The sequence below is a fragment of the Stenotrophomonas sp. PUT21 genome (assembly GCF_052232875.1).
Taxonomy (GTDB): Bacteria; Pseudomonadota; Gammaproteobacteria; order Xanthomonadales; family Xanthomonadaceae; genus Stenotrophomonas; species Stenotrophomonas maltophilia_N.
In genome coordinates this window covers 3,152,002-3,164,848 of record NZ_CP197645.1, presented here as the reverse complement: position 1 = coordinate 3,164,848, position 12,847 = coordinate 3,152,002, and the positions used below count along the sequence as shown (strand labels likewise).

Below are 12,847 nucleotides of genomic sequence, written 5' to 3'. Positions count from 1 at the left end.
GCAGAAAGAGGAGGGCGGACCGCAAGGTCCGCCCTCTTTTGCGTTGTGGAGTAAGAAAACTCTGAGTTTCAGCGGATGGTGATCTGTTTCACATTATTGGGTGAATTTCAGTTGATACCGTCAATCGGTCCAATGACGGACGATTGAGGGCTCGATATGAAAATGACGTTCGCTCAGAAACTCGCCGGCGTGTTCCTCGGCACACTGGCCGTGGCGGGAAGTGCATCGGCCGGCCTGATTGTCTGCAAGGGAGGCCGCTACTGCGACACGCTGCGTGTCGAGTGCGTCAACTCTGGCGAACTGCCCGCCGCCTGCGAGCAGATGTGGCGCCTATGCGTACTGGACGCCTGTCCGCAGCGCTGAAACGACGATGGCGCGCCACCACGGCGCGCCATCCTGGTCACCCACCACCGGATACTCAGGCGTCGCTGGCAACCAACCCCATCAGCGCATTGGCATGCTCGCGCCACTGCGGCAGCTTGTTGAGCACGCCGGCACGCTGCAGATACTCCTCGTCGACCGGATCGCCATTGATCAGCGCCAACGCGACGTGGACCGCACCGGTGACCCAGAAGCTGCGGGTGTTCGAGCGTTGCGGCTGCAGGTGGAAGGCCACCGCTTCGATGATCGGCATCGGCAGGCCCCACAGGCCCAGCAGATAGGCACCTGCCTCGGCATGGCCGGGGCGATCGTCGCCGGCATCCTCCGGCGTGCGTTCGTTGCGCACGCCCGGCAGCAGCAGGCCGATGTCGGCCAGCAGGGCGGCGGTGGCGCCGAGCTCCGCGCTGGAGTCGGGCAGCAGCTTGGCCGCCAGGCGCGAGGCCAGCAGCGCGCGCTGCTGCAGCGAGTTGCGTTCGGCACCGGAGAGCGGCTGCGCGGAGAACACCTCGCTGGCCAGGACCAGGTCGCGAAGGGTCGACAGCCCCAGGCGGGTGACGGCGGTGCGCAGGTCGGAAATGATCCGCCCATTGTTGAAGAACGCCGAGTTGGACAACTGCAGCACCTTGGCCGCGATGGCCGGGTCGGCCGCGACCAGCTTGGCCACATCGGCGGTGTTGGTGTCGTCGTCGTGTTCCAGCGCCTGGGTGAGGGTCAGATACAGATGGGGCGGCGAGGGCAGCTTCTCGATCCGGCCGATGGCGCTGCGCAGGCGCGCGCTGTCGAGCAGTTCACGCAGCTCTTCCAGGCTGGTCAGGGCTTCCAGCAGGACTTCCGGGGCCAGCGGCATCGGCAGGAACCGATGGGCCACGCCGATCAGGCGCGCCGGCGGCGGGCGGTTGCCATGCTCGGCATCCACCAGCGCGATACGGATGGTCTCAGGGCGCAGCGTACGGATCTGGCCGAGCAGCGTGGTGGCGTTGAGATCGGGCAATTGCGGGCACACGATCACCGCGTCCACCGGCGAGCCGGCGACGATGCCCATGGCACTCTGGCCATCGGTAGCGGTCAGCGGTTGCCACTCTTCCCCAAGATCGGCAATGAATTCCAACAGCTCAGCCGACAGGCTGGCTTCGTCCCCAACAAGCAGAATGCGCACGACACGGTCCCCTGGCTGACCACGGTGAAACGCACCGTGGACGGTGTGAAGAGACGCAATGTACCCAATCCGGCACGAATAGTGATGTGCCGCATTGAAAAAACGTGATGCACATCGCTCCGGCAGGGGGTGCCGGAGCGATGCAGGTCAGTCTCAGGCGATGTTGCCGAGGTAGCGCTGGTGCGCTTCGACCAGGATCTTCTTGGCTTCGGCGGCGCCGCCCCAGCCATCGAGCTTGACCCACTTGCCCTTTTCCAGGTCCTTGTAGTGCTCGAAGAAGTGGCCGATGCGCTCCAGCCAGTGGCTGGACACCTGCTCGATGTCTTCAACGTGGGCATAGCCACTGAACACCTTGGAGATCGGCACGGCCAGGATCTTCTCGTCGCTGCCGGCCTCATCGCTCATCTTGAGCACGCCGACCGGACGGCAACGCACCACCGAGCCCGGGACCAGCGGCAGCGGCAGCACCACCAGCACGTCGGCCGGATCGCCATCGCCACACAGGGTGCTCGGCACGTAGCCGTAGTTGCACGGGTAGCGCATCGGGGTGGAGAGGATGCGGTCGACGAAGATCGCGCCGGTTTCCTTGTCCACTTCGTACTTCACCGGCTCGGAATCCTTCGGGATCTCGATGATGACGTTGATTTCTTCCGGCGGGTTCTTGCCCGGCGAAACGAGTTCCAGACCCATGGGTGTGCTCCAGCTGAGAGGGGGTAGGGCGCAAAGTCCGCCATTTTATGCCTTTGCCGGTCAGCGTGCAGCGGCTGTGTTGCCGATCGGCCGATCCCGGGGCGGGACGGGACCAGGGAGAACCCCCGTCCGCCCGGCAGGGTGGGCAGGCCACCACCTGATGGTGCCGCCAATCCTTACCCCGGCCCGGGCAGAGGCCCGATGGTCGTGCCTGGCCGGGCGGTCGATCATCACCATGAACCCGCCTGGAGCCTGGTGATGACCCTGACGAACCGGATGGCCTGCCTGTCGATGGTGCTGGCCCTGTCCGCCGCGACCGTAGTCGGCGAGGCCCGCGCCCACACCGGGCCCTACGTGGATCTGGTCGACTTTCCCTACAACGAAGCCAACTGGGACCGCTTCTACGATCTCCAGGATCATCTGACCCGGGAGTTCCATGACCTGTGTGGCGCAAGGTACTGCCAAGGTGCCTATGCCAACCACATCCTGCTGCAGTTCCGCTGCTCGGTGCAGGTGGCCAGCGGGAGCGTCGGCGCATGCACGATGGTGATCGGCGCCGGCAATCTCGAGGTGGACGCCACCAGCGGCAAGGTGGTGCCCGACAGCCGCACCTGGGCCTGCACGGCGCCGCTGGTGCCCGGGACGTCCGTGGAGGCACTGCATGCCGCGCTCGGGCGGCGTGACGCGCTGATCCTGCCGCTGCCCGGCGCGAACCAATCGATGCACGACGCGCTGTTCGACTGCCTCAACTGACCACGCACTCATCCAACGCGGTACAGGAGATACGCATGAAACCGATTGTCCCGAACGTTCTGCTGGCGCTGATGATCTGCAGCCTTCCGATGGACGGGCGCACCGAAGAGACCTTCATCGATGCGCGCAACTATCCGAGTCAAGCGGCTGGCTGGGAGCGCTTCCGGGCGGTGGAAGCCCGGCTGGTCCGGGGCTTCGACGACATCTGCGGCGACACCTTCTGCGAAGGCGAGTACCACAACCTGCAGGCACTGCGCTTCCGCTGCTCGGTCGAGGCGGCCAACGGGCGGGTGGAAGAGTGCGTGTGGACGTTCACCGGCAGTACCGCGCGCGTGGACGCCTCCAACGGCAGCATCGTGGTCGACGCGCCGACCTGGGCCTGCCGCGCGCCGCTGGCGCCAGACACGCTGCTGAGCACCTTGCTGCAGACGCTGGAGCAGCGGGACGCGCTGCATGCGCGCTTGCCTGGTACCTCCTCCAGCCTCTACGACGGCTTGACCGACTGCCTGTAGATCCTCGTCAGTCGCCACTTAAACGTGACTCATTCTCATTTGCGGAGTAACATCCCGCGCCTTACGGGTTGCCGTGTCCCTGCGGTCCCGCTTCGTGCATCGGCCCATGTCCTCCAACGCCACCACCCTCACCGAGCTGTTGATCCGCGAACGCCCGGCGTTGCTGCGCCTGGTGCAGCGCATTCTGGGCAGCGATGGCGGTGCGGAGGACGTGATCCAGTCGATCTGGTTCAAGGCGCGGGGCGTGGACAGCGGGCAAGCGATCAGCAACCCCCGGGCGTACCTGTACCGGCTGGCGGCCAACCTGGCCACCGACCACGGCCGCGAGCGGACGCGGCGCACGCGTCTGTTGGCCGAGCATTACCTGTGGGGGCCCGACGAGGTGCTCTCCACTGAAGAGCAGGCGATGGCGCAGGACGAACTGCAGCGCGTGCTGGCGGCCGCCGAGCATCTGCCCGAGCCTACGCGCACGATTTTCCGCCTCCACCGGTTGCAGGGCATGACCCAGGCCGAGGTCGCCAGACGCCAGGGCGTGTCGGTGACGACGGTCGAAAACCACGTGCGCAGCGCCTTGCAGCGCCTGGCCTGGGCGCGCAGCGGGCGTTGAGCGGCACGCATCCGGGCTTGGGGAAGCCCGTTTCCCATCCGTCTTGATCATAATGCCGTCCCTTCCGGCCTCTTCTTCGTCCGCGCGCGCCTGCGCACCCCCTGCCAGCCATGAGCCCGCACGAACAGCCTCCGATGCCCCGACCCTTGCCACCGTCCGACCCTGCCGCCGTCCAGGCCCGCGCCTGGATTGCCTGGCTGGCCTCCGGCGCGGTCGAGCCGGTGCAGATGCAGGCCTTCGAGCAATGGCTGGCCGAGCCGGACAACCGCCGCACGTTCGAGTACGAGCGCCAGTTGTGGCGCAGCCTCGGTCCGCAGCCGAAGCCGGCTCCGGCCGCGGCTGCATCACGGTCGCGGCGCCGCGCGCGCTGGCCTGCCGTTGCGGCGGCCACCGCGGCCCTGTTGGCGTTGGCCTGGGTGGCGCCGGAGGCGTGGCTGCGGCTGCAGGCCGATCACCGCAGCGGCACCGCCATCCAGTCCGTGGCGCTGCCCGACGGCAGCCGCGCCGTGCTCGATGCCGACAGCGCCATCGCGGTCCGGTATGACGGACAGGTGCGCCGCATCGCGCTGCTGCGCGGACAGGCCTGGTTCCAGGTGACGCCCGACCCGGCGCGTCCGTTCCAGGTTGAAGCGCAGGGCGGGGTAATCGAGGACATCTCCACGGCATTCACCGTCGCGCGCGAAGACGCGCATGTGGACACCGTCGTCGAGCAGGGGCGGGTCCGGGTCGCGGCGGCCGATCGCGGTGGCTGGACCTATCTGGACGCGGGGCAGCAGGCGCGTTTCGCCCCGGGTGGGCGGGTGACGCGGCAGGACGATGTCGCGCTGGACCGGATCGCCGCCTGGCGCCAGGGCGAACTGTTGCTGGATGCAACCAGTGTCGAGGAGGCGGTGCATCGCATCGCGCGCTATCGGCCCGGCGCCACCTTCGTGCGCGGGGATCTGACCGGTTTGCCTGCGGTCAACGCCGCCTTCCGCATCGACCGGCCGGAGCAGGCCCTGGATGCGCTGGCGGTCAGCGCCGGGTTGAGCGTGACCCGCCTGCCGATGGGCGTGGCGATCGTGGCACCGGCCAGCGCCACCACGGAGTAGCGCGACGACCCTGTGCCACCGTCGCTTGGCACGCGGGCGGTCTCGCGTCGAGCCCGGGCAGGCGACGGGTCTTGGGGTTGCCCCCGGTTCGTTCGTCTTACCCGGCATAACGTACCCGCCGCCGCCACGTACGTCCGCTGCATCCGCACTGCTGTGCGGATGACCCGCCTCTGCGGCACTGATCTTTTTTGACAGGTTTTTTCATGCGTACTCCTACCCGCACGGGCCATCGTCCGCGCCCGTCACGTCTCTGCATCGCCCTGCTCACCGCCGGCCTGGCGGCCGCGCCCGCACTGCCGGCCCTGGCCCAGTCCAGCCCGGCCTCCGCTGCGGCGACGCTGCGTTTCGATATTCCCGCCCAGCCGCTGTCCGCTGCGCTGCGCACCTACATGCGCCAATCCGGTGTCCAGGTCGCCTATCCGGCCGCGCTGGCCGAAGGCGTGACCTCCACGGCGGTGGCCGGGCAGATGGATGCGCAGGCTGCGTTGCTGCAGCTGTTGCAGGGCAGTGGGCTGAGCATGCGCCAGGTCGGTCCGGAGGCGGTCACGCTGGAGCGCGCCGTAGCGGCCAGCACCGACGATGGCCTGATCGTCACCGATGCGCTGAGCGTGGCCGGTGACCGCATCGAGGGCGGCAGCGATGCCGAGCGCGCGCTGGAGGTGTACCGCACCGCCGGTTCCAGCGCCTACATCGCGCGCGCCACCATCGAGCGGTTCCGCGGCACCTCCACCTCGGACATCGTCAAGGGCGTGGCGGGCGTCACCGCGGGCGATCCGCGTACGGCCAACGCGCTGGACGTGAACATCCGCGGCATCCAGGGCCAGAGCCGCATTCCGGTGATCATCGACGGCGGGCAGTCCACCATGGATACCTACCGTGGTTACGCAGGCCAGTCGCAGCGCACCTATCTGGATCCGGACCTGATCTCCAACATCACCATCACCAAGGGCCCCAGCCTGGGCGTCAACGCCTCCGGTGGCATCGGTGGCGTGGTCGAAATGGAAACGCTGAAGATCGAGGACGTGCTGCGCGAGGGTCGCGACGCCGGGCTGCGCGTGCGCACCGGCATGGCCAATGCGAGTGCCAACAACCTGCCTGCCTACGACGCCGCACCGCGTACCGACCGCAGCGCGCTGGGCAGCCAGTTCTTCAACATCGCCACCGCCAAGCATTGGGATCGCTTCGACCTGGTCGCCGCCTACGCATGGCGCGAGAACGGCAACTATTTCTCCGGCAAGCACGGCTACGACGACTTCCCACAGACCCGGCGCACGCTGGCACCGTTGAATCCGCCGGACACCGAAGTGTTCAACACCTCCTCGCGCTCGGAGTCGTTCCTGCTCAAGGGCACCTGGCGCATCGACGACGATCAGACGCTGGAAGCGGGGTATCGCCGTTATGAAGGCACCGCGGGCGAAATCATGGCCTCGCAGATCATCCGCGTGGATCGCGACCGCGTGCCGCAGTGGGATCCGGGCCATGTCGACATGGATGCCTACAACCTGCGCTACCGCTTCAACCCGGACAACGAGCTGATCGACCTGAAGGCCAACCTCTGGTACACCGACGCCGAGAGCCTGATGTACAACGGCCTGACCGGAATCACCCCTTGGTACTTCGATCGTCGCACCGAGTGGTACGACGGCCCCTCGTTCAACACCGATCCGGGCTACAAGGATGCCTACCGCAACGAGCTGACCCAGACCCGGCTCGGCGTCGATGTGGGCAACACCACGCATCTGGACGGCAGCGCCGGGCTGTTCACGCTGGACTACGGCCTGTCCTTCAGCGACGAGGACATCGGTCCCGGCCCGCACTCGCCGGTCATGCACGACGATCTGGTCAACAACCGTTTCCTGCGCAACGCCGAGCGCAAGGAATACAGCGCCGTGGCCTCGGTCAAATGGCAGCCGGACGAACATTGGGAAGTGGTGGTCGGTGGCCGCTACAACCGCGTCAACGTGCATGACCGCAACCGCCTGGCCACGCCGGAGATGTACGGCGTGATCGGTCAGTACCGCTACACGCAGCTGCTCAATGGCAACCCCAACCTGCCGGCGTGGCGCGCCAAGCGCATCGCCATGCTGAACTGGTATCCGGATGCGAACGGCCAGTTCACCGAAGCCTCGCTGCTGGCTTCGCCGTATGAGAAGGGCACGGTCGGCGACATCACCGGGTGGAACTTCTACGACGCCGATGACGCCGAAGACCTGAGCGTACCGGTCAGCTGGACCTGGTCGACGCCGATCCGGCGCCGCGACAGCGCGTTCATGCCCAGCGCCAGCGTGGCTTACCGTTTTGACGAAGACACCATGGTTTACGTGAAGTACGCCGAGGGCGTGAAGCTGCCGAGCCTGTTCGAGACCACGCTGGGCCTGTTCACCGCGGCCAAGCCGACCGGTGAGCTCAAGCCGGAGCGGGCGGGCACCTGGGAGGTCGGTGCGAGCACGGTGCGCCACAGCCTGTTCACCGAGGGCGACCAGGCCGGCTTCAAGCTGGCCTACTTCAACACGCGCATCGATGACCTGATCACCCGCGACTACCGCACCCTGTCGGCCGGGCTGATCCGCAACGTGGACCGCTTCAAGGTCTCCGGCGTGGAGTTCCAGTCCAGCTATGACAGCGGCACGGTGTTCGCCGATCTGTCCGCGCATTACTACCTCCAGGCCAAGACCTGCGCACCGGACATCGCCGCCGAACGCCGCGCCTACGGTATCCAGCGCAGGATCGAGGAACTGAAGAACACGCCGGACTGCGTGGATGGGGGTTTCGAGGGGTCCTACAGCAACACCCAGAACCCGCCGCGCTACAACGTCAACCTGACCCTGGGCTCGCGCCTGTTCGACCAACGGCTGAGCTTCGGTACCCGGGTGATCCACAACGCCGGCCCGATCAGCAAGCTGGACAAGGAATGGAACGTCGGCCTGTCGGCGATCCAGCAGCTGTACCGCCCGGCGACCATCGTGGATCTGTTCGCCAGCTGGCAGGCCAGCGAGCAGTTCGCGGTGGATCTCAACGTGGACAACCTGACCGACCGCTACTATCTCGATCCGCTGGCGCTGGGCGTGATGCCCGCACCGGGCCGGACCGTACGGCTGGCGCTGACCTACCGCTACTGATGCCCGGACACGACAGGGGCCGGCATTGCCGGCCCCTGCGTGCATCCGGCCGGCACCAACGGCGTCGGCCGGCATCAGATGCCCGTGATCGCTCAGCCGGCGTTGGCCTGCGCGGTTGCATCCGCGTGCAGCGCTTCGCTGAGCTCATCAACCACGATCGCCCACTCCGCATCCGAGCGCAGCTGCTCGGTCAGGAACTGGCGCTGCCCGTCATTCCAGTACGGCGCTTCGATCAGGCGGATCTCGTTGGACAGCTGGTGGTCGCGGATGAAGGCGGCGATCGCCTCCTCGCTGGCGTCCAGCCCGAGCTGCAGGAACAGATTGGTCATGCGCGGTTCGGTGGTGATCATCGTGTCATTCCAGTGGCAGGGCGTGGCCCGTATTATCGGGGCAAGGCCGTGACGGTGGCATGTGACGGACGCAACGCTCCCCACGCGACAATGGGCTTGGGGTTGCAGCCGTGACAGACGTCTTCAACAGAGAACCGCGCCCCATTTTCCCAGCCAAGCATTGCCATGATCGTCATCGATACTCCCCAAGCCACCCGCAGCCAACGCCTCAAGGCCGCCACCCGTGACAGCCACGGCGCGCTGGACAAGCGCATCATGGCCGGCGACATTTTCGCCAGCCGCGACCTGTTCGCAAAGTTCCTGCGTGTGCAATATCGCTTCCACCGCGATATCGACGCGCTGTACGGCAATCCTGCGCTGGACGCGCTGCTGCCCGATCTTGACGAGCGGCGCCGGCTGCCCCTGATCGCCCGCGACCTGGCCGATCTGGAACAGACGCTGCCGCTGCCGCCCTCCACGCGGCTGGATGGCGACCTGCCGCTGCCGGCCGCGCTGGGCTGGCTGTATGTTGCCGAAGGTTCCAACCTGGGGGGCACCGTGCTGTACAAGATGGCCGCCAGACTCGGGCTGGACAGTGACTTCGGCGCGCGCCATCTGGCCGCGCATCCCGATGGTGCGGCCCGCCATTGGCGTGAGTTCACGGCCGCTCTGGACGGCGTCGCACTCACCCAGGCGCAGGAGCAGCAGGTGATCGATGCGGCCGACGCGGCCTTTCGCAGCGTGCACGGGCATGTCGAGGAAGAGTTCGCATGACCGCCGCCCGCTGCCAGCCCGCTGTGCCGGACCACCGCGGCCACCCGTGATGCGCTGGCTCTGGTTCGGCCTGGGCTGGATCATGGTGGCGCTGGGCGTCATCGGCGCCCTGCTGCCGGTGATGCCGACCACGATCTTCCTGATCCTGGCGGTCGGCTGCTTCGCGCGCAGTTCGCCCAGGTTCGAGCGCCGGCTGCTGGAGCATCCCCGCTACGGTCCGCCGCTGCGGTTGTGGCGGGAGCAGGGCGCGATCAGCCGCAAGGGCAAGGCCTTCGCGGGCGCCGGGATGGCGTTCGGCTTCGTCATGTTCTGCTGGGGCGCGCATCCGTCCTGGCCGCTGCTGCTCGGTGTCGGCCTGTTCTTCGCCGCCAGCGCGGCCTATGTGCTGTCGCGGCCCGCGCCGCGGCCGTCAGCCACGCCCGATCACCCGTCGGAGCGCTGAACGTGCCCTCTGCCCCGCACTGATTCCCACCGCCTCGCCCCCGATACTGCTTCGCCCTTTTCCTGTGTCCGGCCCTGTCACGCGCCGCGATGCCCCGACCGACGACTCCGCCCATGACCTTGCCCATCGCTCTTCCTGCCGCCGCGGCGGCACTGCCCCATGACCTGACGCCGTGGGGCATGTACCAGGCCGCCGATGGCGTGGTGCAGACCGTGATGATCGGGCTGGCGCTCGCCTCGATCGCCACCTGGACGGTGCTGGTCGCCAAGAGCTGGGAGCTGGGCCGGCAGCGGACGCGGCTGCGCCAGGCGCGCGCGCTGCTGCTGCAGGCCGCGCATCTGCCGGTGGCGCAGACGCATCCGCTGCTGGACGACGGCGCGGCGCATGACCTGATCGAGGCGGCCCGCACCGAGCTGCGCCTCTCGCAGGACGCGCGTGATCCGGTCGGGATCAAGGAGCGCGTCGCCTCGCGTCTGGAACGGATCGAACTGGCGCATGCACGCCAGCTGCGCACGGGGGTGGGCCTGCTCGCCAGCATCGGCGCGATCGCCCCGTTCGTCGGCCTGTTCGGCACCGTGTGGGGGATCATGAACAGTTTCATCGGCATCGCCCACGCCAACACTACCAACCTGGCGGTGGTCGCGCCGGGTATCGCCGAAGCGTTGCTTGCCACCGCGCTCGGCCTGGTCGCGGCGATCCCCGCCGTCGTGATCTACAACCACTTCACCCGCGTGCTGGCCGGCATCCGCGGCCTGCTCGGTGATCTGTCCGCCGGCGTGCAGCAACTGGTCTCGCGCGATCTGGACCGGCTCGGCAATGCGCCGGCTGTGCGCGACGCGCGTTGAGGACCGGCCATGGCCATCAAGACCGCCCGCCACGACGACGACGCGCTGGAAGAAAGCCACGAGATCAACGTCACCCCCTTCATCGACGTCATGCTGGTGCTGCTGATCATCTTCATGGTCGCCGCCCCGCTGGCCACCGTGGACACGCCCGTGGACCTGCCGGCCAGCACCGCGCAGCCGCAGCCGCGCGATGGCGAACCGGTGTTCCTCTCGGTGCAGGCCGATCTGTCACTGAGCATCAACGACGTGCCAGTCGGCAGCGATGGCCTGAAAGCCGCGCTGGAGCGGCTGACCGCCGGTGACCACGAACAGCGCATCTACCTGCGCGCCGATCAGGCGGTGCCCTATGGCGAGCTGATGCAGACCATGAACGCGCTGCGCGCGGCCGGGTATCGCAGGATCGCGCTGGTCGGGCTGGAGCAGCGCAGCGAATGAGCCGCGACACCGCCGCACCGCTGCGCTGGCTGGGCAGCCTGGCCCTCGTGCTGGCCGTGCATGGCGCGCTGATCGGCGCCGCGCTGTGGTGGCAGCAGCGTGCACCGGTGCGTATCAGCGACACGCCGGTGGAAGCGGTGATGGTGGAACTGGCGCCGGTACCCGAAGCACCGAGCGCACCGCCGAAGGACATCCCGCCCGGGCCGCTGCAGCAGGAACAGCATCGGCCCGAGCCCACGCCGGTGCCGAAGATCGATCTGCCGCCGGACGACACCCCGGACGCGCAGGACGTGCTGCGTCGCCAGACACCGCGCGAAGACGACCCGACCGACCAGCACAACGTCGATCAGACGCTGGCACCGCCGGATGTCTCGGCACGCCCATCCGAACGCTATGCCGCCACGCAGACCGTGGCCGGCCGCCAGGGCAGCGCGGCGGTCACCTGGCAGGGCCTGCTGCTGGGCCATCTGGAACAGTACCGGCGCTACCCGCGCCAGGCCGAGCGCCTGCGCCAGCAGGGCGTAGCCTATGTACGTTTCTCTGTGGACCGCCAGGGCAACGCCTCCAACATCCGGCTCGGCCAGAGCAGCGGCCATCCGCTGCTGGATGAGGAAACCCTGGCCACGGTGCGTCGGGGCAGCCCGTTGCCGCCGCCGCCGGCCGAGGTGGCGGGTGATCCGGTGGAGGTCATGGTGCCGGTGACGTTCTTCCTCCGGCGGCGTTGAGGCGTGTGTCACGCCGGCAATGACTTTCGACCCGCGTGCAAGCGGAGATGGCATTGCAACACTCCAACAACACCGATACGCCCTGATCAATAGCAAGGAGCACGTCGTATGGCATGGAGGCAAACCGTCACATCCCTCTGCGTGGTTGCCGCACTTATGAGCGGCGTGACTCACGCGAAAAGCACTGACGGCCATCCGGTTGCCGACTACCTGCTGGTCGGGAGTTACCACATGAGCAATCCTGGCCGTGATCTGCAAAACATGACGGCCGACGACGTGCTGGGGGTGAAGCGTCAACAGGAAATAGCCGACGTCGCCCGGCTGTTGGAACGCTATCAACCCACCAAAATCATGGTCGAGGTCGACTCAGCTCGCCAAGCCACGCTCCAGGAGAACTTTGTCGCTTTCTGTGCAGGCCAGCGCGCGCTGTCGCGCAGCGAATCGGAACAGCTGGGCTTTCGTATTGCCTGCGCACGTGGCTTGGACAATGTATATGCCGTGGACTGGAACGGCCAGGGGCCGATCACCGACAAGGCGCGCATCGACTACGCCGCCGCGGTCGAAACGTACGGCCAGCAGGAGGAGTACGCTGCCTTTCAGGCAACGTTGAAAGCGCAGATCGAGAAGGATCAACGTCTGCTCGACAATGGGACCGTGGTGGAGGCGCTGCGCCACTTCAATGGCGCGCAGTGGCTGAATTGGAATGCCTCCACGTACCACCGCTCGGCCTGCTGGGCACACAGGAAGACCCGGTCGGCGCCAACTGGGTGCAGTCGTGGTATGGGCGAAATCTCATGATCTTCAACGCGATCGCCCGTGCCACCAACGCCGGTGACCGCGTGTTGGTGATCTATGGAGCGGGGCATGGCAACTTGCTTCGCCAGTTGGCGCAGGATTCGGGCTTTTACCGTATCCACGATCCTGTCCCGTGGCTGTCCGACACAGGCCCGGTTGTATCGCCCTGACTGGAGCAGCACGCGCCGCCCGG

General features: G+C 67.3%; 16 protein-coding genes. 13 read left to right on the top strand and 3 right to left on the bottom strand.

Annotation, left to right across the window (positions count from 1 at the left end):
• Window positions 1–156 precede the first annotated feature (156 nt).
• The gene (locus ACTT2I_RS14425) at window positions 157–363 is read left to right on the top strand and encodes a hypothetical protein (protein ID WP_088432633.1); all 207 of its coding nucleotides are present in this window, start codon (window positions 157–159) and stop codon (window positions 361–363) included.
• Between the two features lie 55 nt (window positions 364–418).
• On the opposite strand, the gene ACTT2I_RS14420 is transcribed toward ACTT2I_RS14425, so the two are convergent.
• Window positions 419–1,537, bottom strand: a complete 1,119-nt coding sequence (locus ACTT2I_RS14420; RefSeq protein WP_088432634.1) for an HDOD domain-containing protein — start codon at window positions 1,535–1,537, stop codon at window positions 419–421.
• 153 nt (window positions 1,538–1,690) lie between these two features.
• Window positions 1,691–2,227, bottom strand: coding sequence for an inorganic diphosphatase (ppa, locus tag ACTT2I_RS14415; protein WP_019183821.1), 537 nt, complete (start codon window positions 2,225–2,227; stop codon window positions 1,691–1,693).
• A 258-nt stretch (window positions 2,228–2,485) separates the two neighbouring features.
• On the opposite strand from ppa, the gene ACTT2I_RS14410 reads away from it, so the two are divergent.
• The 5 genes from ACTT2I_RS14410 to ACTT2I_RS14390 all read left to right on the top strand — a co-directional run bounded on the left by ACTT2I_RS14410 (window position 2,486) and on the right by ACTT2I_RS14390 (window position 8,309).
• Complete coding sequence (locus ACTT2I_RS14410) at window positions 2,486–2,980, top strand: hypothetical protein (protein WP_421099034.1); 495 nt, start codon at window positions 2,486–2,488, stop codon at window positions 2,978–2,980.
• 35 nt (window positions 2,981–3,015) lie between these two features.
• Complete coding sequence (locus ACTT2I_RS14405; protein WP_293980521.1) at window positions 3,016–3,492, top strand: hypothetical protein; 477 nt, start codon at window positions 3,016–3,018, stop codon at window positions 3,490–3,492.
• Window positions 3,493–3,598: 106 nt separating this feature from the next.
• Window positions 3,599–4,099 (top strand): RNA polymerase sigma factor, encoded by a 501-nt coding sequence (locus ACTT2I_RS14400; RefSeq protein ID WP_088432636.1) that lies wholly within the window; start codon window positions 3,599–3,601, stop codon window positions 4,097–4,099.
• A gap of 134 nt (window positions 4,100–4,233) precedes the next feature.
• Window positions 4,234–5,190, top strand: coding sequence for a FecR family protein (locus ACTT2I_RS14395; protein WP_293980524.1), 957 nt, complete (start codon window positions 4,234–4,236; stop codon window positions 5,188–5,190).
• Window positions 5,191–5,393: 203 nt separating this feature from the next.
• Window positions 5,394–8,309 carry a TonB-dependent receptor domain-containing protein gene (locus tag ACTT2I_RS14390; RefSeq protein ID WP_421099035.1) on the top strand — a complete coding sequence of 972 codons (2,916 nt, stop codon included), beginning with the start codon at window positions 5,394–5,396 and terminating at the stop codon, window positions 8,307–8,309.
• A 92-nt stretch (window positions 8,310–8,401) separates the two neighbouring features.
• On the opposite strand, the gene ACTT2I_RS14385 is transcribed toward ACTT2I_RS14390, so the two are convergent.
• Window positions 8,402–8,659, bottom strand: coding sequence for a DUF2789 domain-containing protein (locus ACTT2I_RS14385; protein ID WP_088432639.1), 258 nt, complete (start codon window positions 8,657–8,659; stop codon window positions 8,402–8,404).
• 165 nt (window positions 8,660–8,824) lie between these two features.
• Here ACTT2I_RS14385 and ACTT2I_RS14380 point away from each other — a divergent pair, with 165 nt between their 5' ends.
• From ACTT2I_RS14380 to ACTT2I_RS14350, 7 genes are all read left to right on the top strand, one after another.
• On the top strand, window positions 8,825–9,412 hold the full coding sequence (locus ACTT2I_RS14380) for a biliverdin-producing heme oxygenase (RefSeq protein WP_088432640.1): 588 nt from the start codon (window positions 8,825–8,827) through the stop codon (window positions 9,410–9,412).
• A 49-nt stretch (window positions 9,413–9,461) separates the two neighbouring features.
• Window positions 9,462–9,854, top strand: coding sequence for a YbaN family protein (locus ACTT2I_RS14375; protein ID WP_088432641.1), 393 nt, complete (start codon window positions 9,462–9,464; stop codon window positions 9,852–9,854).
• A gap of 113 nt (window positions 9,855–9,967) precedes the next feature.
• A complete protein-coding gene (gene exbB / locus ACTT2I_RS14370; protein ID WP_421099036.1) occupies window positions 9,968–10,699 on the top strand; it encodes a tonB-system energizer ExbB in 732 nt (243 codons plus the stop codon).
• A gap of 9 nt (window positions 10,700–10,708) precedes the next feature.
• A complete protein-coding gene (gene exbD, locus ACTT2I_RS14365; RefSeq protein WP_421099037.1) occupies window positions 10,709–11,134 on the top strand; it encodes a TonB system transport protein ExbD in 426 nt (141 codons plus the stop codon).
• On the top strand, window positions 11,131–11,859 hold the full coding sequence (locus tag ACTT2I_RS14360; RefSeq protein ID WP_421099038.1) for an energy transducer TonB: 729 nt from the start codon (window positions 11,131–11,133) through the stop codon (window positions 11,857–11,859). The genes exbD and ACTT2I_RS14360 overlap by 4 nt, the downstream gene beginning before the upstream one ends.
• Before the next feature lie 156 nt (window positions 11,860–12,015).
• Window positions 12,016–12,657, top strand: coding sequence for a DUF5694 domain-containing protein (locus ACTT2I_RS14355; protein WP_421099039.1), 642 nt, complete (start codon window positions 12,016–12,018; stop codon window positions 12,655–12,657).
• Window positions 12,549–12,824 carry a DUF5694 domain-containing protein gene (locus ACTT2I_RS14350; RefSeq protein WP_421588812.1) on the top strand — a complete coding sequence of 92 codons (276 nt, stop codon included), beginning with the start codon at window positions 12,549–12,551 and terminating at the stop codon, window positions 12,822–12,824. The genes ACTT2I_RS14355 and ACTT2I_RS14350 overlap by 109 nt, the downstream gene beginning before the upstream one ends.
• Window positions 12,825–12,847 lie beyond the last annotated feature (23 nt).

Bases quoted from the DNA above. Each gene is read 5' to 3' on its own strand.
- ACTT2I_RS14425 (WP_088432633.1), top strand. From the start codon at position 157: ATGAAAATGACGTTCGCTCAGAAACTCGCCGGCGTGTTCCTCGGCACA.
- ppa (WP_019183821.1), bottom strand. From the start codon at position 2,227: ATGGGTCTGGAACTCGTTTCGCCGGGCAAGAACCCGCCGGAAGAAATC.
- ACTT2I_RS14410 (WP_421099034.1), top strand. From the start codon at position 2,486: ATGACCCTGACGAACCGGATGGCCTGCCTGTCGATGGTGCTGGCCCTG.
- ACTT2I_RS14405 (WP_293980521.1), top strand. From the start codon at position 3,016: ATGAAACCGATTGTCCCGAACGTTCTGCTGGCGCTGATGATCTGCAGC.
- ACTT2I_RS14400 (WP_088432636.1), top strand. From the start codon at position 3,599: ATGTCCTCCAACGCCACCACCCTCACCGAGCTGTTGATCCGCGAACGC.
- ACTT2I_RS14395 (WP_293980524.1), top strand. From the start codon at position 4,234: ATGCCCCGACCCTTGCCACCGTCCGACCCTGCCGCCGTCCAGGCCCGC.
- ACTT2I_RS14390 (WP_421099035.1), top strand. From the start codon at position 5,394: ATGCGTACTCCTACCCGCACGGGCCATCGTCCGCGCCCGTCACGTCTC.
- ACTT2I_RS14385 (WP_088432639.1), bottom strand. From the start codon at position 8,659: ATGATCACCACCGAACCGCGCATGACCAATCTGTTCCTGCAGCTCGGG.
- ACTT2I_RS14380 (WP_088432640.1), top strand. From the start codon at position 8,825: ATGATCGTCATCGATACTCCCCAAGCCACCCGCAGCCAACGCCTCAAG.
- ACTT2I_RS14375 (WP_088432641.1), top strand. From the start codon at position 9,462: ATGCGCTGGCTCTGGTTCGGCCTGGGCTGGATCATGGTGGCGCTGGGC.
- exbB (WP_421099036.1), top strand. From the start codon at position 9,968: ATGACCTTGCCCATCGCTCTTCCTGCCGCCGCGGCGGCACTGCCCCAT.
- exbD (WP_421099037.1), top strand. From the start codon at position 10,709: ATGGCCATCAAGACCGCCCGCCACGACGACGACGCGCTGGAAGAAAGC.
- ACTT2I_RS14360 (WP_421099038.1), top strand. From the start codon at position 11,131: ATGAGCCGCGACACCGCCGCACCGCTGCGCTGGCTGGGCAGCCTGGCC.
- ACTT2I_RS14355 (WP_421099039.1), top strand. From the start codon at position 12,016: ATGAGCGGCGTGACTCACGCGAAAAGCACTGACGGCCATCCGGTTGCC.